At 62.9% G+C, this 25864-nt stretch carries 21 protein-coding genes; 13 read left to right on the plus strand and 8 right to left on the minus strand.

The window, feature by feature from the left end; all coding sequences use genetic code 11:
• Positions 1-2: 2 nt before the first annotated feature.
• The 5 genes from EDF46_RS00170 to murJ form a co-directional block, all read right to left on the minus strand.
• Positions 3-1529, minus strand: a complete 1527-nt coding sequence (locus EDF46_RS00170; RefSeq protein ID WP_370454056.1) for a tetratricopeptide repeat protein — start codon at positions 1527-1529, stop codon at positions 3-5.
• Positions 1529-3082, minus strand: coding sequence for a lipopolysaccharide assembly protein LapB (locus EDF46_RS00180; protein WP_123504277.1), 1554 nt, complete (start codon positions 3080-3082; stop codon positions 1529-1531). Before EDF46_RS00180 ends, EDF46_RS00170 begins: the two co-directional genes overlap by 1 nt.
• A gap of 6 nt (positions 3083-3088) precedes the next feature.
• Positions 3089-4393, minus strand: coding sequence for an AAA family ATPase (locus EDF46_RS00185; RefSeq protein WP_123504278.1), 1305 nt, complete (start codon positions 4391-4393; stop codon positions 3089-3091).
• 221 nt (positions 4394-4614) lie between these two features.
• Positions 4615-4983, minus strand: a complete 369-nt coding sequence (locus EDF46_RS00190) for a hypothetical protein (protein WP_123504279.1) — start codon at positions 4981-4983, stop codon at positions 4615-4617.
• A gap of 9 nt (positions 4984-4992) precedes the next feature.
• Complete coding sequence (gene murJ / locus EDF46_RS00195; protein WP_123504280.1) at positions 4993-6366, minus strand: murein biosynthesis integral membrane protein MurJ; 1374 nt, start codon at positions 6364-6366, stop codon at positions 4993-4995.
• A gap of 288 nt (positions 6367-6654) precedes the next feature.
• Between murJ and EDF46_RS00200 the strand changes: the two genes are divergently transcribed.
• The 11 genes from EDF46_RS00200 (at position 6655) to EDF46_RS17905 (ending at position 20643) form a co-directional block, all read left to right on the plus strand.
• Positions 6655-7191: a recombinase family protein gene (locus EDF46_RS00200; protein ID WP_199738163.1), complete on the plus strand. Its 537-nt coding sequence runs from the start codon at positions 6655-6657 to the stop codon at positions 7189-7191.
• Between the two features lie 171 nt (positions 7192-7362).
• Entirely contained in the window at positions 7363-7668 is a 306-nt protein-coding gene (locus EDF46_RS00205; RefSeq protein WP_123504281.1) for a hypothetical protein, read from the plus strand.
• Positions 7669-7856: 188 nt separating this feature from the next.
• A complete protein-coding gene (locus EDF46_RS17900; protein ID WP_148061101.1) occupies positions 7857-8945 on the plus strand; it encodes a hypothetical protein in 1089 nt (362 codons plus the stop codon).
• A complete protein-coding gene (locus tag EDF46_RS00210) occupies positions 8938-11148 on the plus strand; it encodes a sensor histidine kinase (protein ID WP_123504282.1) in 2211 nt (736 codons plus the stop codon). The genes EDF46_RS17900 and EDF46_RS00210 overlap by 8 nt, the downstream gene beginning before the upstream one ends.
• A 23-nt stretch (positions 11149-11171) precedes the next feature.
• Complete coding sequence (locus tag EDF46_RS00215) at positions 11172-12386, plus strand: hypothetical protein (protein WP_148061102.1); 1215 nt, start codon at positions 11172-11174, stop codon at positions 12384-12386.
• Positions 12387-12574: 188 nt separating this feature from the next.
• Positions 12575-12907 (plus strand): transposase, encoded by a 333-nt coding sequence (locus EDF46_RS00220; protein WP_158614116.1) that lies wholly within the window; start codon positions 12575-12577, stop codon positions 12905-12907.
• Positions 12816-13688 carry an IS3 family transposase gene (locus EDF46_RS00225; RefSeq protein ID WP_123504285.1) on the plus strand — a complete coding sequence of 291 codons (873 nt, stop codon included), beginning with the start codon at positions 12816-12818 and terminating at the stop codon, positions 13686-13688. The genes EDF46_RS00220 and EDF46_RS00225 overlap by 92 nt, the downstream gene beginning before the upstream one ends.
• Before the next feature lie 286 nt (positions 13689-13974).
• Positions 13975-15537 (plus strand): type I restriction-modification system subunit M, encoded by a 1563-nt coding sequence (locus tag EDF46_RS00230; protein WP_123504286.1) that lies wholly within the window; start codon positions 13975-13977, stop codon positions 15535-15537.
• Positions 15534-16736 (plus strand): restriction endonuclease subunit S, encoded by a 1203-nt coding sequence (locus EDF46_RS00235; protein WP_123504287.1) that lies wholly within the window; start codon positions 15534-15536, stop codon positions 16734-16736. Before EDF46_RS00230 ends, EDF46_RS00235 begins: the two co-directional genes overlap by 4 nt.
• A 35-nt stretch (positions 16737-16771) precedes the next feature.
• Positions 16772-19762 carry a type I restriction endonuclease subunit R gene (locus EDF46_RS00240; RefSeq protein WP_370454024.1) on the plus strand — a complete coding sequence of 997 codons (2991 nt, stop codon included), beginning with the start codon at positions 16772-16774 and terminating at the stop codon, positions 19760-19762.
• Positions 19763-19815: 53 nt separating this feature from the next.
• A complete protein-coding gene (locus EDF46_RS17905) occupies positions 19816-20643 on the plus strand; it encodes a hypothetical protein (protein WP_148061103.1) in 828 nt (275 codons plus the stop codon).
• 37 nt (positions 20644-20680) lie between these two features.
• Here the strand turns inward: EDF46_RS17905 and EDF46_RS00245 are convergent, their stop codons facing one another.
• Together EDF46_RS00245 and EDF46_RS00250 are read right to left on the minus strand one after the other, a co-directional pair.
• Positions 20681-21727 carry a restriction endonuclease gene (locus EDF46_RS00245; RefSeq protein WP_123505123.1) on the minus strand — a complete coding sequence of 349 codons (1047 nt, stop codon included), beginning with the start codon at positions 21725-21727 and terminating at the stop codon, positions 20681-20683.
• Positions 21728-21989: 262 nt separating this feature from the next.
• Complete coding sequence (locus EDF46_RS00250; protein ID WP_123504289.1) at positions 21990-22616, minus strand: vWA domain-containing protein; 627 nt, start codon at positions 22614-22616, stop codon at positions 21990-21992.
• 206 nt (positions 22617-22822) lie between these two features.
• Here EDF46_RS00250 and EDF46_RS00255 point away from each other — a divergent pair, with 206 nt between their 5' ends.
• Positions 22823-24247 (plus strand): ADP-ribosylglycohydrolase family protein, encoded by a 1425-nt coding sequence (locus EDF46_RS00255; RefSeq protein ID WP_255410933.1) that lies wholly within the window; start codon positions 22823-22825, stop codon positions 24245-24247.
• Between the two features lie 124 nt (positions 24248-24371).
• Here EDF46_RS00255 and EDF46_RS00260 read toward each other — a convergent pair whose 3' ends face one another.
• The gene (locus tag EDF46_RS00260) at positions 24372-25016 is read right to left on the minus strand and encodes an SHOCT domain-containing protein (RefSeq protein ID WP_199738164.1); all 645 of its coding nucleotides are present in this window, start codon (positions 25014-25016) and stop codon (positions 24372-24374) included.
• A 110-nt stretch (positions 25017-25126) separates the two neighbouring features.
• Here EDF46_RS00260 and EDF46_RS17910 point away from each other — a divergent pair, with 110 nt between their 5' ends.
• Positions 25127-25822 (plus strand): hypothetical protein, encoded by a 696-nt coding sequence (locus EDF46_RS17910; protein WP_148061104.1) that lies wholly within the window; start codon positions 25127-25129, stop codon positions 25820-25822.
• Positions 25823-25864 lie beyond the last annotated feature (42 nt).

The following is a 25864-nucleotide window of genomic DNA, read 5'->3' on the forward strand; positions in this document are numbered from 1 at the left end:
CCCTACGGCGTCGGCGCGAACGTCGGCACCGGCGGCACCGAGAACGTGATGTGCGGCACGGTGACCGGGTCGGTCGCGAAGTCGAAGTCCGGGTCGACCACCGACGGGTCACCGCCCGGCGAGGGGTTCGACGACGACGTCGGCGCGAACCCGGTCAGTGCGCCGGCGGCGAGGCTCCCGACGAGTGCCAGCGTCGCGAGCGCGGCGATCCCGAGCCGGTAGCGGAATGCCAGCCGCCCGCCGAACCGGTGCGGCACGCTGGCCGTCGTCATGATCGCCTCGCACAGCGCGAAGATCGCGATCGCGGCGGTGACCACCCCGATCGCGACGAGCGGGGCGACCGAGGCGCCGCCCGAGACGACGCTCCACCCCGTCAAATATGCCGAGAGTCCGACGACGGCGGTGGCGAGCGCTGTCCAGAGGGCGAGCTCCTGACGGAGCGTTCCGAACCGGTTGGCCGTGCCGTACCAGGCGTAGCCGGTGCGGGCCCGGGCCGTCCGGAGCACGCGGCGGTCGTCCTGCGCGGCGATCGACAGCGCGGCGACCTCGAGCAGGGCCGAGACCCCGAGGGCGCAGGAACTCGCCCACACCGACACGGGCGCAGCCACCCCGGCGGCCGCCAGCGCCGCGAGCCCCGCCGCCGCGAGCGCCCGCGCCACCCCGAACCCGCGGAACTCCGACCGGCGCACCCGCCGGTACGCCTCCGGCAGCCGCTGCAGGTACCCGCGGTACCAGGCGCCGGCGAGGGCGCAGCCGATGAGGCCGATCACCACTCCGGCAACGGTCATCGGCCAGGCGCGTGTCGAGACGAACAGCAGCGCGGGCAGGAAGGCCGCGATCAGCGGAGCCGACCCCGCGGCCCGCCGGCGCCACGTGACGACGGCGTCGAGCAGCTCGCGCGACTCGGAGTCGCCCGGGTCGGCCTGAAGCAGCGTCGTCAGGGCGTCGGTCTGCTCGCCGACGGCCGAGTACTCCACACGCGACTTGAGGAGCGCGCGGTTCTGCGGCTCCAGCTCGAGCGCCTGGTCGAGCAGCCGGATGGCCTCGGGGTCGTTGCCGTAGTCGTGCTCGATCATCGCGGCCAGGTCGACCATCGACGAGGAGCCGCGGCTCAGCTCGAGGGCGCGCTCGTACGCCTGGCGGCCGATGGCGCGCTCGCGGGCCGAGCGGGCTCCGAGGTAGGTGAGCGCGTAGTTGATGTGCGCCGCCGGGTGGTCGGGCGCGAGCTGCAGCACGACGTCGAGGTGCTTCCGGGCGGCCTCCTTGCGGCCGCCCCGCAGGATGATGTTGGCCAGCATGATGCGCGGCCCGGGTGCGTTCGGCGCGGCGGCCACGGCCTCGCGGGCGCGCACCTCGGCGCGCGGCAGGTCGCCGAGGTCGGCCTGCAGCGAGGCGAGCTCGGTCAGCAGCCTGGGGTGGCCGGGGTGCTCGACGACGGCTGCTCCGACGAGCTCGAAGGCGCGCTGCGTCTGCCCCAGCCCCTCGAAGGTGAGGGCCTGGTGCAAGACGGCTTCGGGGTCGGTCGCCATCACGGGAAGCAGGGGGTCGAGGGCGTGAAGGCGTGCGGGTGCGTGTAGGCGCAGGCCCCGGAGGCGGGTTCGGCAGGGTCGGGGGTGTAGGGAGCGGGGTGGAGGGTCGAGACGGGGCGGGGAGTTCCTGCGCCGTCATCGAGCGTGAAGCCCGTGGCGGCGCCCACCGCGAAGCTGCCCATCGTCAGCGCGACAGCCATCACGGAGAGGGCCCGGCGGGCACGAAACAGGCGCATCCGACTGCGCGTGAGCGGCACGCTCTGGTGCGACGCGACGGTCTCGACGAGCGTGTAGATCGTGATGACGGCGAACGCGGCGCCGACGGCGGCGAACGGGATCACGTCGGCGGTGGGGTCGACGTCGTTGCGGACGTAGGGGGTGACCGCGATGACGAGGCCGATGACGGCGGTCGCGACTGCGGTCCAGGCGCCGAGTTCGAGGCGTCGTCGGGCGAAGCGGTAGGCGGTTCCGTACGCGGACGCCGCGCCGGGCTGGGCACGGTAGAGAATCCGGTGGTCGTCGCGCGCGATCAGCACGAAGACGGCGAAGTCGATCAGGGAGGCGATCAGCAGCAGGAACGCGGCGGCATCCCTTGAGGCCACCGCCACCGCCGCACCGACCGCCATCACCACCAGCCCGGCCGCCGCCCCGCCGACCACGAGTGGACCTTGCCTGAACTCGGTGCGCCTCAGCGCCAGGTACGCCGGGGGCAGCCCGCGGCGGAAGTCGCGGTAGGCGGCTCCGGCCAGCGCGCACACCACGAGGGAGGCGACGGCTCCGACCGCCGGGAGCGCGGGGGAGAGGTCGAGCACGAGCAGCAGCCCCGGCAGGAGCGCGGCGAGCAGGAGCGGGGTCGCGGCCGCGCGCCGACGCCAGGTGACGACGGCGTCGAGGAGTGACCGCGAGGGGCCGTCGGTCGGGTCGAGCGTGAGCAGGTCGAGGGCGCGCGACGCCTGCTCGGCCAGGGGTGCCAGCTCGGCCCGGACGACCTGCAGCGGCTGGTTCGTCGGGTCGGTCTCGAGCGCGGCGTTCGTGAGGCGCAGGGCTTCGGCGTCGTGGCCGAAGTGGCGCTCGATGGTGATCGCCGTGAGGTATGCACGGGTCGAGCCGCGGGTGAGCTCGAGGCTGCGGCGGGAGGCGGAGCGGGCCAGGGTCTCGTCGGCGAGGTGCGCGTTGCCGTCGCCCTCGCCGAGGTAAGTGATCGCCAGCTGCAGATGGGCTTCGGCGAGGTCGGGCGAGACCGCGAGCAGGTCGAGGAGGGCGGACCGAGCTTCGTCGAGGTGGCCGAGGAGCGACATGACGGTGGCCCAGGCAACGCGGAACGTCAGCCTGTCGGGCTCGGCGGCGATGACCTCGCGAAGGGTGCTCTCGGCCAAGATGAGACCCCAGCGGGTGCCGGCGTCGGTGAGCAGGAGAGCGTGCTCGAACAGCAGGTCGGGGTTCTCGGGGTCGGCGCCGAGGGCGTCGTCGATGAGTGTGCGGGCGCGGTCGTGCTGGCCGAGCCCGCGCAGCTGATCGGCCCGGGTGATGATCCCCTCTGCGTCCCCCTCCATCGGTCGCTAGAGAATCCGCTTCTGCTTGAGGTACTCGACGAGGTCGTCGTAGCGGCCGTCGGCGTTGGCGAAGCTGGCGACGTTCTTGGCGCTGACGAGCCAGGAGCCGGTGCTCGGCTTGACCTGCTTGAGCACGGTCTCGAGGTCTTTCATGCCGATCGGCTCGATGACGCCCGACTTGATCGACCGGGTCATCGCCTGTTCGGCCGCAGAGGCGACGAGGTGCTCGAGGTCGGCGCCCGAGAAGCCGTCGGTGCGGTCGACGAGCTTCTGCAGCTGGATGCCGGCGATGGGGCGGCGTTCGAGGTGGTGCGTGAGGATCGCCTCGCGCGCCGGGGCGTCGGGCGGGAGCACGAGCATCATGCGGTCGAAGCGGCCGGGGCGCAAGAGCGACGCATCGACGTCCCACGGCGAGTTGGTGGCCCCGAGCACGAATAGGCCGTCGTTGTCGGCGACCATCGAGTCGAGCTCGAGCAGCAGCTGGTCGACCATGAGGCGGAGCCCCGACCAGCCGGCGCCGAGGCCGGAGCGGCGGGCGCCGATGGCGTCGAGCTCGTCGAGAAAGAGCACGGCGGGCGCGAGGCTGCGGGCCTTCTCGAACAGGTTGTGGAGGTTGCGCTCGGTCTCGCCCTGGTAGCTGCCGACGATGTCGCTGATTCCGACGGTGATGAACCGAGCGCCGAGCTCGCCCGCGATCGCCTTGGCCATGAACGTCTTGCCGCAGCCGGGAGGGCCGTAGAGCAGGAGCCCGCCTCGAAGCGTCTTGCCGAACGCCGCGGCGACCTCCGGGTGCTTCATCGGCTCGAGGAACGACTCGCGGATCCGCTGCTTGACCACCTCCAGGCCGCCGACATCGGCCAGCGTCACCGTGGGGATCTCGACGTCGAGGGAGGGGACGACCGCGTCGTCACCGGGCTGAATGGCGATGCGCCCGTCGTCCGTGCCGTCGGCGTCGTCGCTCACGAATGGCGCGGGGACGTCTTGCGGGCCGAGGTCGGCCTCGGCGCGGTGCCAGTCGAACGCAGTCGGCTCGGCGGTGGCGGATGCGGCGGCCGGGGCGGCGGGAGGTTCGGCGGAGGGGGCTGCTGGCTGGGGAGCCGAAGTTCCTGCGAGGGCTGCACTCGCCCCCGCGATCACCGTGAGCGCGGTGGCGCTGGTCGGCTCGGTGCGGAGGATGCGCGACGCGTGCTCGAGCGCCTCGGCGTGACGCCCGCGTTCGAGCAGCAGCTCGGCGACCTGGCCCCGCAGCTCGGCGTTGTCGGGCTCGGCCTCGAGGGCGCGGAAGAGGCTGTCGAAGAGGGCGTCGTTCACACGTCCACCGTAGACGACCCCGTCGACCCCGGCAGAGTTATCCACAGGGCCAGAACTGCCTACAGGCGCAGGAACTGGCGCGCCGCCGTCGGGCCCGCCCGCCCGCGCCCCGCCTGCCGCCCCCCGCCTTCCCCTTTCGGGACACTTTCCCTGTGCGTGAATTCACGCGCAGGGAAAGTCGCTCCGACCGCAACAGGGTCACCCCCGTGACGGCGCTCGGCTCACGCCTCGTACGGCGCCGGCCCGCCCTGCTCGTCCCACGCCCACATCGGCCCGCGCAGCTCGCTCCAGCCGAAGGCGGACTCCGAGATGAAGTCCTGCAGGTCGTTGTAGAACTGCGAGGCGATCTCGTCGACGGAGCGCGGCTCGAACAGCGAGACGTTCAGCTGCTCGTCGGCGATCGTGACGCGCGCGCCGAAGTCGTTCTCGCCGACGACCGTGCTCCCGGCGACAGCCTTGCCATGGTCGTCGACGATCTCGATGCGGAGGGTGCGGAACTCGTCGTCGCTCAGCAGAAAGCGGCAGATCCGCATCCAGCTCTCGTGCACGGCGCCCGATCGGTAATCGTCGATGGTCCGCGGGGTGTCCATGACCACACGCTACGACGCTGGGTGCGCGAGGCGCCGCAGCCCCACCCGCACCCCGGCACGCCTTCGTATCAGCACCAGCGCCACACCGACCCCCACCGCATTCGCCACCCCGACCCCCACGGCGACACCCAGCACGACTTGCTCGTCCGGCAGCAGGGCCGACGCGACGACGGCGCTCGCCGCAGTCACCACCGCCACCACCCCCTGCGGCACGAACGCCAGCCGTGCCCGCCTCACCGCGTACAGCACCCGGGTGCAGACGTAGAGCAGCGCGAACGGAATCATCCCCGGCGCCAGGCAGATCACCACCGTGCCGATCACGTCGGTGTTCCAGATGATCCGGCTCACGACCGGCGCGAGCACTACGAGCGCCACCACCGACGGAGTCATCACCGCCAGCACGAAACCGAGCAGCCGCCCGGCGAGCCGCTCGAGCTCCTGCGGCGACGCCTCGACCAGCGCCTTGGCCTTGGTCGTCGTCACCGCGACCACGAACACGCTGAACGGAACAAGCACCAGCAGGTACGCATTCGACAGCGAATTCAGGCTCGGCCCGACGACCCCGGCGGCGGTGAGCCGAGCCCCGGCCGACGACGACACCGACGAGGTGACGACGAACGCGAGCTGCCCCGCCAGTGTCGCGGCGAACGACCAGAGCGCAGCGTCGCCGATCCTGCCGAGAGATCTGAAGGCGAGGCGCGGCCGAAACCGGAACCCGCACCGCCACAGCGGCACCACCAGCACCGCCGCCTGCACGACGGCGCCAGCCGTGGCCCCGCCCGCCGTCAGCAGCACCATCGTCCGGGTCCACTCGTCAGGCGCCACCAACCCCGAGGGCACGAGGCGCAGGAACGCGGCCACCCCTCCGCACGCAACCCCGTTCGCGGCCACTGGAGCCCAGGCAGCCGCCACCACGTTGCCGTAGGCGTTGAGCAGCTGGGCCGCCACCGCGAATGCGACCGAGAAGAACACCTGCGGGAGGCACCACAGCGCCAGCCACGTTCCGAGTCGCAGCCAGTCGGCCGGCCAGGATCCGGCGTAGATCCGCACCAGGCCGGGCGCTCCCGCCAGGAGCGCCACCGTGCCCACCAGCCCGACCAGGAGCGCGGCCGTCACGATGCTGTCGAGCTGCCGCCGCTGCCCCTTCGACACGTACTCCACGAGGTGGGGGAGCAGCACGGAGGCGAGGACTCCGCCGGCGATCAGCGCGAAGAAGTTCGTCGGCAGCGCGTTCGCGACGTCGAAGATCTGCCCGCCGGGCGACGCGCTCGTGCCGCCGATCGCCGCGACAAGGAGGACACTCCGGGCGAAGCCGGTGAGGCGCGAGGCGACGATGCCGGTGGCGACGAGGGTGGTCGTGTGGCGGGTGGAGCGGAGGGACATCCCGAGAGCATTGCAGGCGCTGGAGTCTTAATGCAAAGCTCTACATGTGAGTTTCGAAATTACCCCTGCGTCGCCGCGCTACCCCACCGCGACTCGGAGCGCGCCGCTCCTGATAGCCGCGCTCGTGTTCCCGGTGTTCGCACTCACGACGACTGAAGTGAGGCGCGGTGCCACTGGCGAGGTGATGCTCTGAGGTACAGCCCAACGCAGCACCTCAAGAATGGAAAAACCGCGTCGCTTCAGAGACCAATACGGATCAATGCAACAGATCTGTTTAAGGGGCTAGGAATGACGCAAAACAGGACGCAGACAGTCGCCCACGTGCGCGTCAGCAGCGCTAACCAGAACCTCGCGCGTCAGCTTGAAGCGGTCGGACCCGTCGATCGAGTCTTCGAGGAGAAGGTCTCAGGAGGTTCCTGCGACGACCGGACGGCGTTGGCCGAGTGCATCCGGTACGTCCGCGACGGCGACAATGTTCGCGTCGCATCCATGAACCGTCTCGCGCGGTCCCTGCGTGACCTACGCGACATCGTCGACGAGATCTCGACTAAGGGTGCCTCGGTGACGTTCGTGAAAGAGCAGCAGACCTACGGCGTCGATACCGGCGATGCGATCGGTGAGCTCATGCTCAACCTCCTCGGCGCCTTCGCCGAGTTTGAACGCTCCCTGATCCGTGAGCGTCAAAGCGAGGGAATCCGGATCGCAAAAGAGGCCGGGAAATACCTCGGCCGCGCACCTAAGCTGACTATCGAACAGATCAGCGAAGCTCAGGGCTTGATCGGCGCAGGCGTTCCCAAGAGCGTCGTCGCCCAAAGCTCGGGGTGAACCGCGCGACTCTTTACTGAGCTCTCGCCCCGACCGGGGCCTGCGCGTCCGAAGAGCCGGCCCATACGCAGACTGGATTAGATCAATTTCATTCAGCCGCGCCCCGGCTGTGAGGATGTCTCGACAAGGCCGGTAGAGAATCGTCTTGCCGGATAGAGAAAGCAAAGGCATATGAGCAATTTGGGGAAGTACCAAGACATCACGACCTGGGCTAAAGATGTCGGCGGCGTTGATAAATTGATCGAAGCAATTGGCTCGGAGGCCGTGCTCAAGGCCGCTCCCAAGCTCGTTGGTGTCGGGATTGTCGCAGGTGGAGCTCTTTTTCTTGGCGGCCGAACGGCGGTTACCCAGGGCAAGGTGCTGCGCACGAAATTCGAAGCAGTTCGGGGCGCGGCCGCGCAAGCGAAAACCGACTTGCGCGCCCGGCTCGAGAAGAGCGACGAGCCGGATGGCCTGCAATCGGACGACCAGGGGTAAACCACACGCCGAAGCGGAGACGACTAAAACCAGCACCACTCCCGGTAGATTCGGCGCGTTAGCTATTCAGCTGCACGACAGGGGAAATGCTTTTGAGCGCTAGGACGATCCATCCCTTTCCGGCGCGTATGGCTCCGGAGATCGCGTTGAATGCGATTCCGGAGAGGCGTTCCGCAGAGCAGCTACTAGTGATCGATCCCATGTGCGGCTCCGGCACCGTGCTGGCCGCCGCTGTTCAGCGGGGTCAGAGGGCTCTCGGAATCGACATTGATCCTTTGGCCGTCATGATGTCGACGGTGGTGACGTCGCCCCAAAATTTCGCCTCGCTAAGCGAACTCGCGCAGGGCGCCATTTCGGCGAGTAAGCAGGCCAAAGCTCATTCGCCATGGATCGACGATGAGACCGAACGGTTTGCGCAATATTGGTTCGGGAAAAAGCAAAAATACCAACTCACCGTCCTGGCGGCCGCCATCAAGAACATCGAGGACGTTCACCAGAGACTCGCGCTGCAGGTGGCTCTCAGCCGGATCATTGTCACTAAGTCTCCTCAGGCTTCACTTGCCGCAGACACGGCGCATAGCAGGCCTCACAAGGTGCAGCAGGAATCCGACTACGACGTCTTCCTTGGTTTCGAAAAATCGGCACAGGCACTCGGGCGGTTGCTTGAGAAGCGCGAAAATCTAGGCTCCGCCAACGTACTTCTGGGAGACTCTCGCACACTGGGCGGTATTTCAGACGGCTGCGCTGATCTTGCTGTTACATCGCCGCCGTATCTCAATGCACTGGATTACCTGAGAGGCCACAAATTAGCTCTTATTTGGTTCGGTCACTCCATTCCATCTCTGCGCGAGATCCGGAGAGACAGCATCGGGGCAGAGCGGGCTCTGGATGGTCCGCCAGACGAACTGGGCCAAGACTTGGCCGACATGATCACTGATTCAGTGAGTGAGCCGGACACCCTTCCCAAAGGAATGATTCTTCGCTTTGCGCATGACATGGTCGGGTTCGCCAAGCAGCTGCGACGAGTTCTAAAAGCGGACGGATCCGTCGTTGTCGTTGTAGGGAACTCCACTCTCAAGGGAAACTACATTCGCAACGATTTGATCACTCAAACGGCACTCGAAGCCATGGGGTTCGCTCTCGCGTCCCGCCATGAACGCGAAATTCCCCCGCAAAAGCGCTACATGGCCATGAGCTCCCGAGGCGCCGACATGGCACTAGCTAAACGAATGCGCTCAGAGGTCGTTCTCACGATGAAAGGCACCGCCCGTGGCTGAGGTCTTAGCGTTCCGTCCTCACGCTCGCCTGCTCACGATGCTCGGCGAGCAGTTGATAAAAAACGACCGAATAGCTCTGGTAGAACTCGTGAAGAACGCCTACGACGCGGATGCCACCCGCGTCGACGTCGATTTTCAAGGCTTTGACCCCGACGGTCACGCTACGCAAACGTCTTCCATAGTCGTAACCGACAACGGCACCGGCATGCCGGAGGACGTTGTTAGGGGAGCGTGGATGAACCCTGCCACTCCATCGAAGCTCAACCGCAAGAGAACGCAAGGTGCCACCTCAAGTGGCCGAGTCATGCAGGGTGAGAAGGGCATTGGTCGCTTTGCTTCCTTCAAGCTAGGTAGCGTCGTGATGCTCACCACACGCACCTCAGGCGAAGCCGAAGAGCTCACAGTGCTGGTCGACCTGAGTGAATTGGACGTGGTTCCCGACGCGGGATTTGAGTACGAGCCGCTCTACCTAGATGAGATGGGAGCAAATCTCTCTAAAGGCGAGGCACGGGTCTTTAGCGGCTCGAGCCAGACCGGCTCTTCCGACCATGGCACGCGGATTGAGATCTCCGCGCTCCGGTCCGAGTGGAGCCGGGAAGAGTTTGAAGAAGCCTTCGCAGATCTCGAGCGCATGCAGCCGATCATGTGGGCTACTGAACCGGACTCAGTAGCAAAGGCCCCGAAGACAGCCGCGAGCTTCGAAGTCCACTTTCTCGTCGATGGAGTCGACCAGGAGCTGGCAGGCGTCCGTGAACTCGAGCTTTCAGCGCTCTTCGACCGTGCGGTACTCAGAGTGACGAATGGTCGATTTCATGACCAAGAACGTCAATTCTCCTTCGAGGTAAACAAGCGACCAATCCGGCTCTCTATCGACTCTGGCGAAGTGCGCGGCATTCGACCGTTCCGAGACCGCTTTAGACCAGAGCAGGCCGAGCATCCCGAAATCGCCTGTGGCCCGTTCAATTTTGAGTTCTACATCTTCGACTTCTCACCTACCGCTCCTGCACAGCATCTACTTCGAAGGGATGACAAAGACCTTCTACGAGAGCACCGCGTTTATCTCTACCGCGACGGAATCCGGGTTTACCCATATGGAGACCCGGAGGACGACTGGCTCCAGGTTGATCGAATTCGCGGCACCCAGTCTGCCCGATCCATGTTTAGCAATGATCAGGCACTGGGCTACGTCAGCATTACGCAAGAACAAAATTCCCTCCTTCAGGACAAGACAAACCGGGAAGGTCTTATAGACGCAGGGCGCTCGAGCGGAGACTTTGTTGCCCTGATTCAGACTGTTCTGAGCTGGCTTCGCGCTAAGCCGTATGACCAATACGCCGCCGCAAACCGCAGGAACAAGGAAAAATCTCAACGAGACCAAGGTGTCTTCGATAAGGAAATTTCCGACCTGATCAATGCGGCCGGACTACCAAAGGCGCTTCAGCAAAACCTGCAGCGAATCAATACAGCTGTCACGTCCGAGAGGGAACTAGCCAAGGTTCAGTTGGCTCGAACTCAGGACCTAGCGGGAGTTGGGCTGTCCGTCGAGTCGGCCTCGCATGACCTGATAGCGGCAGGCACAGAATCTCTTCGTCTCGCCCGGAAGATTCATCGAGAACTTCGAGAACTTGGCTTGGCCATGGAGCCCGTCTACGCCGACACGGGCAGCCTCGTCCAAAGGCTCGAGTTCGTTGACTCCCGCTTCCGAGACGTCCAAGGGCTATTCGTGTCTACGCGGCAGAAGCGTTCCTCACTTGACGTCTTTATGTATCTCCGACGAGTCAAATCGATGTACGCCTCACTTCACCGGGATAAAAACATCCAGTTCGAAATAGACGACACCGCTCCGCTTCGAGTTATGACGACTGAGGCAGCTCTTTTGCAGTGCTTCATCAACCTGATTGACAACGCCACTTATTGGCTCATGTCCAGTAGCCACGAGCCACGACTAATTCGTGCCTTCCCAACCCAAGCCTCGCAAATCGTCATTTCAGACAACGGTCCGGGGATCAGTCCCACCGATGCCGAGTTCATTTTCGAGCCCTTCTATTCTGGCAAAGGTGATGAAGGGAAAGGCCTTGGGTTGTTCATCGCCCGAGAAGTGGGGCTTAGGAACGATTTTTCTGTTGACATCGCGGCTTCAGATGACTCGCGCATGCTGCCAGGCGCCAGCTTCGAGGTCACTTTTGGAACACCGGGGGAGTAAGAATGTCGATTCTGCATGGGCCCGTGGCCTTCATCGATGACGAAATAGATGACCGCGAAAAACCCGCTTACATCATGCGGAAGGCGATGGAGGCGGACGGGAGGCCCGTTGCGGCCTACTCGACGCTCCCAGATGTTGCTGCCATTCGGCACTGGCAGTCGCTTTCGTTCTTGGTCCTCGACTGGGACCTGAGCCCAGGCTCCTACGGTGGTTCGGGAGCCTCAACACTAAGCGGCTACGCGCGAGATGAATTGTTTCGCTTCCTGCAAGAGCTATTGGCAACGGTGTTCTGCCCGATCTTCATCATCAGTGCAGAAGATGTCGCAGACATTCAACGCCAGCTTGAGGAAGACCACCGGTTCGGAGGGAAGGAGCTCGACACCCGAATCAAGGTCTTCGGAAAATCGGCCGTTGTTGACGACCTGATCAATGACCTGTCAACCTGGGTCGAGAACAATTTGGCTCTCTCAGTGCTTCGCGTTTGGGAGCAGGAGTATGAAAAGGCCAAGAATCGACTATTTATTGATCTAAACAAGTTGGATTCCAACTGGCCTATCTACGTCTGGCAAAACGCCATAGACGACAAGGTCGAACCATCCTTCGAACTAGCCACCACCCTCACCGCCAACTTGCTTCACCGCATCGATCTTGTGAAATTTGACACGGAAACAATGCTCGCGGCGAGTGAAAACGCTCAATTGGCGAGCAGCGCAATGCGCAAGGTTCTCAATGGTCGGACAGTCATTCCTGCGAACAGGCTGCATTTAAACGTCGTGATGCCGGGCGACATGTTTTTCGACAGCGAGAACCCAGATCAGATTTGGCTGAATCTGACGCCTGCGTGTCACACCGTGCCTGGCCGATTGAAGGACGGCGAAGACATGCGTCTTTTCGTCGTTCCAGGAACTAAGCAGCCCCACCCTCCGAGCAAGACGAAGTTCACGGACCTGAATAGGGACAATCCCAACTCATTCGTTGTCCATGTGCTCCACGATGACAGCCCCTATATCTTCAATTTAAAAGCCTCTGAGTACGTTCTTTGGAGTGAAGCAGGTCCGCGGCGAGTTGGGCGACTCCTGGCTCCCTACATCACGCGTGCCCAACAGGCCAATGCAATGTTTATGCAGATCGAAGGCGTTCCCCGCACTAGCTATGAGCTGTACAAGCCCGGCGAGGACTCGACTTCTGACCCGTCGGTGACAAGCGCGACTAGTGCTGCCACAACAGACAGCGCCTAGCGAGCACTGGCGAGTCGATTGCTCGGGGCTGCTGAAGGTCTGATTTCCACCTGACCCTGTTAGGCCCTTGTCCCTTGCTGCGAAACCCATAGGTTTCGGCGCTCTTTGGTTTGGGACACCTGGGTGCGGGGCAAGGGAACCTTAGTCGGCCTGGGTTTTGTTCCGTTCTTTGGTCAAGGATGGGCATCATGACCCAGTACACGACAGAGATGCGTGACCGGGCGCTGCGGATGGTGAATGAGGCCCGCCCGGAGCACCCGAATTTGATGGCCGCGATCAGGCATGTCGCCGGGATGCTCGGGATGAGTCCGGAGACACTGCGGATGTGGCAGCGCCGCTACGAGGTCGATGCCGGCGAGCGGCCCAGTGTGACGTCAAATGTTTTCGAGGAGAACCGTCGCCTGAAACGCGAGGTCACCGAGCTGAAGCGTGCGAACGAGATCCGAAAGTCCGCATCAGTCTTTTTCGCCAAGGAACAGGGCCGTCCCACGACGAGACGATTCGCTTCATCGATCAGATGAGGGATCGTTTCGCAGGGCGTGCGCCATCTGCCGGGTGCTGCGCCCGGCAGTTCGTGGGTTCCTCACCGCCCGCGGATACCGGGCCGCGAGAGCACGTCCGCCATCCGCGCGGCAGCTCTGGGACGACTTTCTCGTTCCTGTGGTGGCCAGGTTGCACCGTGAGAACTACGGGGTTTACGGGCTGCAGAAAATGCACGCACTGCTCCGCAGGCAGGGGTGGAACGTCGGCCGCGACCAGACCGAACGGCTCATGCGCGCCGCCGGTGTTCGCGGGGTCAGGCGCTCGAAGCGTCTGTTCACGACGAAGTCGGACCCGCGTCAGACGTTGCCGCATGAACTCGTGAAGCGGCGCTTCACCGCCGAAGGGCCTCGCAAGCTCTGGGTCGCAGACGTGACCTGCGTCGCCACCTGGAGAGGGTTCGCCTACGTGGCCTTCGTTACCGACGTCTACTCGAGACGGATCGGCGGCTGGAACGTGGCCGCCGCATTGAAAGCGGACATCCTCCCGCTGCAAGCCCTCGACATGGCCGCGTGGGCGGCCGACGGAAACCTTGCCGGGCTGATCCACCACTCGGACCACAGGTCGTGCTCCTCGGCGCTGGTCTACACCGAGCGGATCGTCGCACTCGATGCCACCCCGTCGACCCGGACGGTCGGCGACAGCTTCGACAACGCTCTAGCCGAGGCCGTGAACGGGCTCTACAAGACCGAGTTGGTCCGGCAGCGCAGCCCCTGGCGCACCGACGAACAAGTCGAGTTAGCGACGCTCGAATACGTTTAGTGGTGGAACAACCAGCGCCTCCACTCCGAGCCGGACTACGCCACCCCGATCGAGGTCGAGCAGGCGTACTACGCTGACCTCGAATTAGCCCAGCAGGCATCCGCCGGACCAGGCACAACCTAGGAACAAAACCCAGGCCGATTCAACAGCACCCAACGAAGCGCGTGGTTCGACTGCCAGGTTGAGAGGGATGGGCCGAACCTCATCCTGTCGGCCTGCGACCCGCCATAGGCTGAGTCACGTGCGCTTCTGACTGGCGTGCAGCGTTTCAGGAGATCGAGAGAGCATGACTAAAGAAGCCCAGCGCGGCGAGTTGCACAAGACCATCTGGCGTGTCGCCAACGACCTGCGGGGCAGCGTCGACGGGTGGGACTTCAAGACCTACGTCCTCGGGATTTTGTTCTACCGGTTCATCTCCGAAAACCTCTCCTCCTACTTGAACGAGCAGGAACAGCGCGCTGGCACGGCCGACTTCGACTATGGCCAGCTCGCAGACGCGGATGCGGAGTTCGGGCGGGCGGTGACCGTCGCCGAAAAGGGGTTCTACATCCTCCCCAGTGAACTGTTCCAAAACGTTCTCGCGAAAGCGACTGGAAATGAGAACCTCAACGAGACCCTTGAGCGGGTGTTCCGAAATATTGAAGGGTCTGCGGTCGGGACGGACAGCGAGGACGACCTGAAGGGGTTGTTCGACGATCTCGACGTCAACAGCAACAAGCTTGGTCCCACCGTTGCTCGGCGGAACGAGAAACTCGTGAAGCTCCTCGCCGCCGTCGGAGACCTCCAGCTAGGGAACTTCGCGGACCACACGATCGACGCGTTCGGGGACGCGTATGAGTACCTGATGGGCATGTACGCCTCCACCGCCGGGAAATCGGGCGGCGAGTATTACACCCCCCAAGAAGTCTCCGAGCTTCTCGCACGGATCACCGTCGTCGGGAAAACCGAAGTGAATAAGGTCTATGACCCCGCCTGCGGCTCCGGGTCCCTGCTCCTGCAATTTTCGAAAGTCCTAGGGAGGGACAATGTCCGACAGGGGTTCTACGGGCAGGAGATCAACCTGACGACGTTCAACCTGTGCCGGATCAACATGTTCCTCCACGACGTCAACTACGAGAAATTCAACATTGCCCACGGCGACACCCTCCAAGACCCCGCGCAGTGGGACGACGAACCCTTCGAAGCAATCGTCTCCAACCCGCCCTACTCTGCGAAATGGGAGGGAGATGCCAACCCGCTGCTGATCAACGACGCCCGCTTCGCGCCTGCGGGCGTCCTGGCACCAAAATCGAAGGCGGACCTCGCCTTCACCATGCACATACTCTCCTGGCTTGCGGTCAATGGGACCGCCGCCATCGTCGAGTTCCCCGGCGTTCTCTACCGGGGTGGCGCGGAACAAAAGATACGTAAGTACCTGATCGACAACAATTACGTCGACACCGTCATTCAGCTGCCCCCGGACCTGTTCTTCGGCACCACCATCGGCACGTGCATTATTGTGCTCAAGAAATCCAAGACTGATAACAAGGTGCTGTTCATCAACGCTTCCACCGAGTTCGTTCGGGCCGGGAGCAAGAACAAGCTCGACGACACCAATCGGGCCAAGATTCTTGACGCCTACTCCACACGCCAGGACCGAGAGCACTTCGCCGTGCTTGTCGACAACGCCAGGATCGGGGAAAACGGCTACAACATTGCGGTCTCGTCTTACTTGGAAGCCGAAGACACCAGCATCGCCGTAGACATCGCTGCCCTCAATACCGAAATACAACAGATCGTCGGCCGTCAACAAGAATTGCGGCAGAGAATCGACGAGATTGTGGCTACCCTTGGAAATGTAAACCCGTGAACCGCGCCGATCGCTTGCCTAATGAGTTCTCATCGGACGGAGTGGAGTACCGCACTCTTGGCGAGCTTGGGACTCTTTATGGAGGCCTCTCGGGTAAATCTAAGGCCGACTTCTCCGATGGAAACGCTCACTTTCTGCCCTACGTCAATGTTTTTCGAAACGAGGTCGCTGACCTGAATGACGTTTTTCCCGTGACCGTAGGCGGAGATGAGCGACAGAACCGCCTTGCGATGGGCGATGTCCTTTTCACGTCGTCCTCCGAGAATGGGGATGACGTCGGCATGTCGTCTGTGGTCATGGCCGAACCAGAGGCGCCGCTATATCTCAACAGCTTCTGCTTTGGCTTTCGGGCGACCGAGCCGGATACCTACCTGCCAGAGTTCGCGCGACACCTGTTCCGATCACCAGCGGTGCGCCGTCAGATTGTACGAACTGCTAGCGGCGTCACGCGGTTCAACGTATCTAAATCTCGCTTTTTAGAGGTCCGCGTTCCTCTGCCTCCGATTAAGGTTCAGCGCGAGATCGCAAAGGTTTTGGACGAGTTCACTGAACTGGAATTAGAGCTGGAACATCATTTGCAGGCGGAGCTAACCGCCCGTGCGCGTCAGCTTCGGTTCTACCGGGAGACGCTTTTAGATTTCGAGGAGCAGGAGGACGTGACCTGGCTTCCCTTACTCGATGTCGCAGCAATCGGCACAGGATCTCGAAACACCAACGAGGCCATAGCTCATGGGAAATACCCGCTTTTTGTGCGTTCCCAGGAACCTCTGGCAAGTGACACCTATGAGTTCGACGAGGCGGCAATTATTACGGCTGGCGATGGGGTTGGAGTCGGGAAGATATTTCATTTTATTGAAGGAAAATACTCACTGCATCAGCGCGCGTACCGAATAAGCCCGAGGTCTCCGGCGATTCGACCGAAATTTCTCTATCACTTCGTCCGGGAGGATTTCGGTCGGTATCTGACCATGACCGCTGTCCATGCTTCTGTCACCTCCCTCCGGAGACCCATGTTCGAAAAGTACTCGATCCCGATTCCGTCGTTGGTCGATCAGGATCGGTTGGTCCGCGTTCTCGACGAATTGGATTCACTCGATATTGATCTGACAATCCGTCTTTCAGCCGAGCTAGCGGCCCGTCGGATACAACATGGGTTCTACCGAGACCGGCTTCTCACATTTGCCGAGGTGGTCGCGTGACGAATGAGGAAACTCGCCATTTTGAACCGATCGCTTTGAGCGCAGAAAGCACCGTTGTTGCTGAGTTCACACCGGACCCCGCGGCGGACGTGGCCTACCAGTCGGAGGCAGATCTTGAAACGGCATTTATCTCCCTGCTACAGGAGCAGGCGTACGAGTACCTCGCCATCACGACGGAGAATCAGCTCGTCTCGAACCTTCGGAGCCAGCTCGAACTCTTGAACTCGCTCACGTTTTCGGATTCGGAGTGGGACCGGTTCTTCTCGGAGCGGATTGCGGGGGAGCGAGACGGGATTGTGGAGAAGACGGCGCGGGTCCAGGAGGATCACGTGCAACTGCTCCGCCGGGATGATGGCACGTCGAAGAACGTGATGCTGCTCGATAAGCAGCACGTCCACAACAACCGTCTCCAGGTCATCAACCAGTACGAAGTCGGACAAGGAGCCGGCGGCGCGAAGTACGCGAACCGGTACGACGTCACCGTCCTGGTCAACGGTCTCCCGATGGTCCACATTGAGCTGAAGCGGCGCGGCGTGAACATCCGGGAAGCGTTCAACCAGATCGACCGGTACCAGCGGGACAGCTTCTGGGCAGGTTCTGGTCTATTCGAGTACGTGCAGCTGTTCGTGATCTCCAACGGGACGCTGACGAAGTACTACAGCAACACCACCCGTCGGCAGCACCTCGACGAGGCCACCGGGACTCGGCGGGTGCGGAAGACGTCGAACAGTTTCGAGTTCTCGTCCTGGTGGGCGGACGCCAACAACCGGCCCATCCAGGACCTGACGAGCTTTGGGAAGACTTTCTTCGCCAAGCACGCCCTTTTGAACATTCTGACGCGCTACTGCGTCTTCACGGCCGACCGGATGCTGCTGGTGATGCGTCCGTATCAGATCGTCGCCACCGAGCGGATCTTGCAGCGAGTTCAGGCGTCGACGAACCAGAGGCAGCTCGGCACCATCGCCGCAGGCGGCTACGTCTGGCACACCACCGGTTCCGGAAAGACCCTCACGAGCTTCAAAGCCGCGCAGCTGGCCTCCCGGCAGCCCGGCGTCGACAAGGTGCTGTTCGTCGTCGACCGCAAAGACCTCGACTACCAGACGATGCGCGAGTACGACCGGTTCGAGAAGGGCGCCGCGAACTCCAACACCTCCACCCGTGTCCTGAAGCAGCAGCTCGAGAACCCGGCGTCTCGGATCATTATCACCACGATCCAGAAGCTGGCCACGTTCATCCTCGGCAACAAGGGCCACGAGATCTACGACGGGCACGTGGTTATCGTCTTCGATGAGTGCCACCGGTCCCAGTTCGGGGACATGCACACCGCGATTGTGAAGGCGTTCAAGAAGTATCACCTGTTCGGCTTCACCGGGACACCGATCTTCTCGGCCAACGCCGGGACCGGCGGGAGCCCGGTGCTGCGGACGACGGAGCAGGCGTTTGGGGAGAAGCTTCACACGTACACGATCGTTGACGCGATCACGGACAAGAACGTACTCCCGTTCCGCATCGACTACGTCAACACGATCAAGCTGCCACCCGCGGTCACCGACAAGCAGGTGTCCGCCATCGACACCGAAAGCGCCCTCCTCTCGGAGACACGCGTCCGCCAGGTCGTCGGCTACACGCTCGAGCACTTCGACCAGAAGACCAAGCGGGCCGAGTACTACGCGGTCGCCGGAAAACGACTCCGCGGATTCAATGCCCTCTTTGCCACCGCGTCGATCCCCGCCGCCCGCACGTACTACCGCGAGTTCGCCAAGCAGCAGAGGGACCTTCCGGAGGCGCAGCGGCTCAAGGTGGGACTGATCTACAGCTACGCCGCCAACGAGGCTGTCGCTGACGGGATCCTCGAGGAAGAGGAGTTCGAAACTCAAGCCCTCTCGTCCGACGCGCGCACCTTTCTCGAAGGTGCGATCCAGGATTACAACGGCCTGTTCAGGACGAGTTTCGACACGTCGTCGGAGAAGTTCCAGAACTACTACAAGGACCTCTCCCTCCGGGTGAAGAACCGCGAGCTTGATCTGGTCATCGTCGTGAATATGTTCCTCACCGGGTTCGACGCCACCACCCTCAACACCCTCTGGGTCGACAAGAACCTCCGCGCCCACGGCCTTGTGCAAGCTTTCTCCCGCACAAACCGGATCCTGAACTCCGTGAAGACCTATGGGAACATCGTCAGCTTCCGGGACTTGGAAGACCAGACCACCGACGCCATCGCCTTGTTCGGCAACAAGAACGCCGGCGGCATCGTGCTCCTCAAGCCTTACGGCGACTACTACGCCGAGTACGCCGAGAAGGCGTCCGATTTGCTGAGTCAGTTCCCGCTGGGTACCCCGATCATTGGGGAGACCGCTCAAAAGCAATTTGTCGCCTTGCTCGGCGGGATCCTACGGCTGAGGAACATCCTCACCTCATTCGACGACTTCGAGGGCAACGAGATACTGACCGCCCGGCAGATGCAGGACTACCAGTCCGTCTACCTCGACCTCTACGCGGATTTCCGCCGCGAACAGCACGCGGAAAAGGAATCGATCGCAGAAGACGTCCTCTTCGAAATCGAGCTGATCAAACAGGTCGAGATCAACGTCGACTACATCCTCATGCTCGTCCAGCAATACCGAGAGGCCAAGGGTGACGGTGACGACACCGAGATTCGGGCCACGATCAGCAGAGCCGTCGACTCGAGCCCATCTCTTCGGAACAAGACAGACCTCATCGAGTCGTTCGTCGACTCCGTCACTGTGGATGGCGATGTCGGGAAGGACTGGCAGGCGTTCATCGCCGCGAAGCGTGCCGAGGAGCTTGGGCGGATCGTTGAGGAGGAAAACCTCAACCCAGAAGCGACCCAGGACTTCATCGACACGGCATTCCGCGACGGCGCAATCCAGTCTGGAGGAACAGCGATCACCCGAATTCTGCCCCCGGTGTCGCGCTTTACCGCTGGCGGCAACCACGCAATCAAGAAGCAGACGGTCCTCGACAAGCTCGGCGTCTTCTTCGACCGATTCTTCAGACTCGGCTAACCACCAGTGGGTCGCACGTGTCCGAGTTCCATAGGGCCGATTAGGGGATGACCATGCCTTACTTCGATCTAGACCGATTCGACCAGGACGAGGACTCAATGGTTCGACGGCTTTCAGGAGCCACGCGAGCAGCAGTTCCCGAAGGAACCGACGGATGGACGTGGGCCTTGCCGCTGGTGTTTCAGTCATTGGCCTCACCCTCCACTGCCCGGTTTCCACAGCGCCCAGGCGGCGGACCACATGAGGTGGAACCGGGCGTCTTGGGCTACTGGGCGGCGCTTCAGGGTTTCCTCACCTATGTTCTCGGCTGGCGGCGCCATGACCGGGGACTCCGGTGGTGGATCGATAAGGGGCGTCCGACAGAAGACCCTCATCTGGCGTTTCTTGCTGACGTATGGGGGGCCGACGGCGCGGTTGAGCCGTACCTGTTCTGGGTGCAGTCCCTGCCCCAATTTCGCAACCCCGGCGCTCTTTCCCATGACCATGCATGGCACGCTGAGGATCTAGATCTGGGGTGGTCTCTCTGGCAGACGGAACAGGAGCGGGCCAGAGCCGGGGCCCATCCTCGCCCGTTCGGGCTGCACCTGGAAAACGGCGATCACATTGCCGATCTTGGTCCCGTAGCCGTGGGCCCCCGCGACATGCCACCACGGATGACCTACAACTTGGCTTCCCACGAAGCCGTTTTAGAGACCCAAACTCTCGCCCAAGCGTTCGAACGCCTTTCCACCATGGGCGGTGCGCTGCCGGCCGCCGCTGGTGCTGCGTGGCGCATCCATCTGTATGCCAAGACGGTGGGGTTCCTGGGCACGTATCGACAATCCTGGCGAACAGGACTCTGGTTCAGCGGTCCTCACCGCCACCACTCGCCCGGCAACTAACGCCGCCGGATTCTTCCAATCCCTGGCGGCGTCTCGCCTAAGTGTCGTCGCGAAGCATCCACACGCGGTGCAGCGGCAGACGCGACGTGATTGCTTCTGGAAGTCGCTCGTAGTTGCGCAGCACACCATCGACGATGTCTTTTGAGTCCCAAACCTTCACTCGGAACCGTTGGTGTTTCACTGCGTCGCGAGCGGGCTTGCTGAGGCCAGCCCAGGTTGCGAGGAGGCCAAAATCTGCCCCTTGGGTAACGACAAGCCCGTTCAGCTGTGCAACCACCTCGGAGCCCACTTGCCCGGTTTTCACCTGGACTATCAGTTTTGGTGACTCCAGGCCCAGCAAACCGCGCCCCGCGGTGATGTCGATCCCTCCGTCAGCCCCGGGGGGTGCTTCGTCTGCGTCGAATCCTTCGGCACGAAGAAGCTCAGTGACGAGGTGTGCGAAGCCATGGCCAGAGAACTCTTCGCCGATCCGGGTGATGATCTGGTCGTGCGCAAGCTCAGCGACGTTGGGCAGCAGCTCGGGTTCGTCCACTAGATCTTGGCTGGTCGTCTCCTCCTTGATCCGAGCCGGCCCTCTTGCAACGCCGAGAGCGCCCGGATCGGTTCCGTGGGCGAAGACGTGCTCGAGGCGAGCCACCGCGTTGTTGCGGCTTGGGGAAAAGATGGAGATGGCGCTTCCGAGTGTGTACAGAAGGTCTTGCTTGATGACTGTCCGGGGGACTCGTATCTTCCATTCGACTTCGACGACGTGTCGACAGTTCGGGTCCGCCTCATCGCTGAGGTACCGGTACCCGCTGGTTACCCGGCCCATGGCGAGTTCGCGCGTGGTCTTCATCGGCAACACGAGAAGATCTCCCACCTCGATCCGGCCCCGCAATGCCCACATTTGTCCTGTGTACGAGGCCCGAAGCCCGGCACTTTCCGCGCCAAACACCTCCGCGATCACGCCCTCGACGCCGGCCCGGTCCCTGGCCTGCGTGAGATCGGGAACTTCCCGCCACCCTCCACCCGAAACACCAACCTGTGTCGCCCATTCGTCTCGCTCTCCGTACTTTCCAGAGCGAATAACCCAGGCGCCAGCCATCGTTTCCCCAATCATTGCCTCGAAGCTAACAGGTCATCCGACCTGCTCCATCCATCGCGAAGCTAGCAGGGGTGGCGTATCTCGGACTGCGAACCTCTTTCGGAGGCAAGTCGAGATCTCCAAGGAGCCGATTAGGAGATGTTCAAGAATGGCTCGGTCACTTCTAGGAAGCGGTCGCTTGTCAAGAACATATCCGAGGGTTCTCTTCCGTGACGTCTCGCGCGATTCTGCAAGCAATCATGAGGGCGAGTCACCACGCCGTTCAACTACCCCGCGAAGCCCGTCGCTCACCCTCGTCGAACCCGCGTCGGGTGCCGCCGCGGACGTCACTGAAGTACCGGTTCACGGTGGCTGAGGCCGCCGCGACGCCGGCGGCACCAGCTTCGAACGTCATCGAGCTGTCGGAAGCGAAGCCAAGCGCGGCGCCGGTGAGCACGGCGTCCTGGTTCGCGCCGAGGTAGACGAAGTCCCAGCCGTATGTGGTGGTCTGCTGCCGCACGAGCTTCTTGACGGTGGCGGCCGTCCACTCCTGGCTGGTGTTCTCATGGCCATCGGTGACCACGACGACCTGAACGGTTGCGGGGCGGGCGTGCTCGGGGAGGGCAGCGAGCGTGGAGCCGAAGGTCGTGACGGCGATGCCGACGGCGTCGTGGAGGGCCGTGGCGCCGCGAGGCTCGAGCGCGATTTCGATGGAGCGCGGGTCGGCGAGGGTGTCCAGCTGCTCGATCTCGTTGTCGAACTGGACGACGTCGACGGTCAGGAGGCCGGGCGCCTTCGCCTGCGTCTTGAGCAGGGCGGTGACGCCACCGATCATCTCGTCGCGGATCGAGATCATCGAACCGCTTCGGTCGATGACGAGCAGCAGGGCGGTGTAGTTCGAGTCGGTCATTGGGATCTCCTTGGTGTCTAGGTTTGCTTAGGTTCGAGTGGGTTGAGTGTGGGAAGAGCGTCGGGCATTGATCGGGGTGTCGGGTTTACGCGAGTTTGCGTAAATCACTGACTTGGTTCTACCATGGATTTGCGCGGTTGAGCGTAAATGTCTCGAACAAGCGAATGAACTTGAACGAACGAACGAGGGGGACCGACATGGTGAACATGGATCGCGCCGCAGGGGCACTGGTGGGGATGGCAAGCGGAGACGCGCTCGGCGCCGGCTACGAGTTCGGCGGCCCGCTGCCCGACGGGGCCGTCGTCGACATGATCGGCGGCGGCGCCTTCAACTGGGACCGCGGCGAATGGACCGACGACACCTCGATGGCCGTGCCGATCCTCCGTGAGCTGGCTGCTGGCGAGGGGCTCGACGACGAGGCCACGCTGGGGCGCATCGCCGGAGAGTGGCAGACCTGGGCCGCCACCGCTAAAGACGTCGGATCGCAGACCCGCCAGGTGATGTCGCTGATGAGCGAGCACACCGAGGTGGCCGCGCGCCAGGCGGCGCTGGCTGTCCACACCCGGTCAGGACGCTCGGGCGGTAACGGCTCCCTCATGCGGACCGCGCCAGTCGCCCTCGGCTACCTCGACGACCCTGAGGGCCTCGCACTGGCCGCCCGACGCATCAGCGACCTCACCCACTTCGACGAGGATGCCGGCGACGCGTGCGTTCTGTGGTCGCTCGCGATCCGGGCCGCGATCGTCGAGGGGCGGCTTGTGATTCGTGAGGGTCTCGAGTTCCTGCGCCCGGAGCGCCGTGCACGGTGGGCGGCCCTGCTCGACGAAGCAGAGCGCGAGCATCCCCGCGACTTCGAGAACAACGGCTGGGTCGTCGAGGCGCTGCAGGGGGCGTGGTCGGCGATCACGAACGGCGACTCGCTCGTCGACGTGCTCGAGCGGGCGGTGCGGGGTGGGCGCGACACCGATACGGTCGCTGCGATCGCCGGCGGGTTGGCGGGGGCGTTCTACGGGGTGTCGGCGGTTCCGACGCGGTGGCAGCGCGAGCTGCACGGCTGGCCGGGGTTGCGCTATGCCGACCTCGTGGAGCTTCCGACGCTCGCTGTACGCGGCGGGGTGCCAACGGCGGCCATTGACTACACGAGCTACGGCGACATCACCTCGCTCGCACGCCACCCGTTCGACGAGGGAGTGTGGCTCGGGGGAGTCGGCATCCTGTCGTCGCTGCCCTCCGACGTCGACGCGGTCGTGTCTCTGTGTCGGGTCGCAGGAACTCCCTCCGGCATCAGCCCCGCCGACCACGTGCAGGTCTGGCTCATCGACCAGGTGCAGCCGTCGGCCAACCCCCACCTCGACTTCGTGCTCGCCGAGGCCGCCGATGCCGTGGCTGCGCTGCGGGCCGAGGGGAAGACGGTGCTGCTGCACTGCGCGCAGGGGATGTCCCGGACGCCGGCGGTGGGGGCTGTGTATGCGGTGCGGCATCTGGGGGTGTCGCCGGTCGACGCGTTGGCGGCCGTGGAGGGTGCGTTGCCGCTGGGGAATGTGAATGCGGCTTTTCGTGCGGCTGTGCTCGGGCTTTCGATAGCGGACACCGTCGATGACCGAGTGCGCGGCGACCGTGAAGAACCCTGACGTCAACGGTACGGACGTGGCCACCGCTACGACGTACCAGCCCTGATTGCTTTATGCGCTATTCGGTCAAAGGACGTTCGACCAAGTCGAGACGCGAGCCAAGAGCGATCGCAGGTTTTTCGGGCTACATACGCGCAAGCAGTTCAGTCTTTTTGGCTGTGAACTCTTCTTCGGTCAATATGCCGGCGTCCCGAAGCGAGGCAAGTTTTGAAAGCTGATCAGCGACGTCGATCTGGCTGGGATCGATGGCTTGATTCGTGCCGTCCTGCTTTCGATCTTTGATCAATCCAGAGACAAGGGAGAATGCCTGTTCCGTCAACGTCGGAGGCTCTCCGGTATCGGAGGTCACAACCTCGGTGGCGGTGACATTGGGGACGATCGCTGTGTCTGGCGACCGGAGTTCACCCAGGATGAGTTCGAAGTGTGTGAAGAGTTTGTCGGGAAGCTTGAGAAGCGACTGTTGACCGTCAGCCCAGTCAATACGGACAGTGTGGGGCGGCCGCGTCGTCGTATCGAACGTGGCTGCCACGGCGGCGGATGCCGACTTACTGATAAAGCGAGGCAACACAGCGCCGACAACGGCCTGGCTCACCGCGCTAGCGGCGTTCACCTGTTGGCCCATAACGACCTCTTGCCATTGCGACACGTGCTCAAAGTCGAGCTTCCGGCGTTTGAACCCCGACTGAACCACGATGCCGCTACCAATCGTGGCAACCGAGACGGTCCCATCAACATACGCGCCGCCGACGACCCGCCCACTTGTAACCATGAGGCCACTGTATTCGGGCCTGGCGGCTTAGCAAGGATCGCTAGGTCCCCAATTCGGGATGTGTGATGGCGTTGCACCACGATTCGAAGCCTTGGACTTAGCGTGGACGTATGACCCATTTGGCGGAAGCGAACTTCGATCAGGTCATTCGCTTCGACGACGAGGCCCAGCATTTTGTTGCCAGAGTCGTAGCCGAGTCGGGTTCGCGACTCGTGGAAGTGAACACCCCGAACTCAGCAGCCCTTCGTCACGCTGTCGAACTGCTCTCTGACTTTAAATCGAGTCTCCAATACACCCGCCTCTACCTGGCACTTCTCGCGGCTGAAGATTCGGACGGTGTTATGGGAAGTGCCGTTTGGCAATCGGCCATCGTCTCGTACTGGCGTGGGGTTACATCGGGAGACAGGAAAAGATGGCTTGCACGCTTTGGTGAAGAACCTGGTGATGCCCTGGCCGCCCACGTCCACTTCGGAAATCTTCGCAATAAATTCGTGGCTCATTCGGACAACGCACTCCAGCAGAGCGCTGTCTTCGCCAAACTAGCTCTCTCTGTTCAGGGAAATGCTCGCCTCGATTCTGTTGGCACGACTCACCTCACCGTGAACGCGCCGAATGAGGAAGGAGCGCTCGTTCTGGAACGGCTTTGCGAAATCGTCATTAGCGAGCTCGAAGTGGACATTGCTCACCTGAGCGAGATCGTTACGAGCGAAGTCACCATGATCCGGATAAGTGAGCTTGAGGCGAGGCCGGACCTCGAATTCATAATTCCGAACGCGAATGAGCAGCGAGAATCCCGTCCGCGATGAGGCGCGGCCGTAACCCCGATGTCAGCGGCCCCCACTAGCGTG

It is taken from the genome of Frondihabitans sp. PhB188, assembly GCF_003752365.1.
GTDB lineage: Bacteria > Actinomycetota > Actinomycetes > Actinomycetales > Microbacteriaceae > Frondihabitans.

Excerpts from the sequence above, each read along its gene's own strand:
- EDF46_RS00245 (WP_123505123.1), bottom strand. The coding sequence starts at position 21,727 with ATGGCTGGCGCCTGGGTTATTCGCTCTGGAAAGTACGGAGAGCGAGAC.
- EDF46_RS00230 (WP_123504286.1), top strand. The coding sequence starts at position 13,975 with ATGACTAAAGAAGCCCAGCGCGGCGAGTTGCACAAGACCATCTGGCGT.
- EDF46_RS00255 (WP_255410933.1), top strand. The coding sequence starts at position 22,823 with ATGGATCGCGCCGCAGGGGCACTGGTGGGGATGGCAAGCGGAGACGCG.
- EDF46_RS00250 (WP_123504289.1), bottom strand. The coding sequence starts at position 22,616 with ATGACCGACTCGAACTACACCGCCCTGCTGCTCGTCATCGACCGAAGC.
- EDF46_RS00205 (WP_123504281.1), top strand. The coding sequence starts at position 7,363 with ATGAGCAATTTGGGGAAGTACCAAGACATCACGACCTGGGCTAAAGAT.
- EDF46_RS00220 (WP_158614116.1), top strand. The coding sequence starts at position 12,575 with ATGACCCAGTACACGACAGAGATGCGTGACCGGGCGCTGCGGATGGTG.
- EDF46_RS17910 (WP_148061104.1), top strand. The coding sequence starts at position 25,127 with ATGACCCATTTGGCGGAAGCGAACTTCGATCAGGTCATTCGCTTCGAC.
- EDF46_RS00170 (WP_370454056.1), bottom strand. The coding sequence starts at position 1,529 with ATGGCGACCGACCCCGAAGCCGTCTTGCACCAGGCCCTCACCTTCGAG.
- murJ (WP_123504280.1), bottom strand. The coding sequence starts at position 6,366 with ATGTCCCTCCGCTCCACCCGCCACACGACCACCCTCGTCGCCACCGGC.
- EDF46_RS17905 (WP_148061103.1), top strand. The coding sequence starts at position 19,816 with ATGCCTTACTTCGATCTAGACCGATTCGACCAGGACGAGGACTCAATG.
- EDF46_RS00200 (WP_199738163.1), top strand. The coding sequence starts at position 6,655 with ATGACGCAAAACAGGACGCAGACAGTCGCCCACGTGCGCGTCAGCAGC.
- EDF46_RS00260 (WP_199738164.1), bottom strand. The coding sequence starts at position 25,016 with ATGGTTACAAGTGGGCGGGTCGTCGGCGGCGCGTATGTTGATGGGACC.
- EDF46_RS00180 (WP_123504277.1), bottom strand. The coding sequence starts at position 3,082 with ATGGAGGGGGACGCAGAGGGGATCATCACCCGGGCCGATCAGCTGCGC.
- EDF46_RS00190 (WP_123504279.1), bottom strand. The coding sequence starts at position 4,983 with ATGGACACCCCGCGGACCATCGACGATTACCGATCGGGCGCCGTGCAC.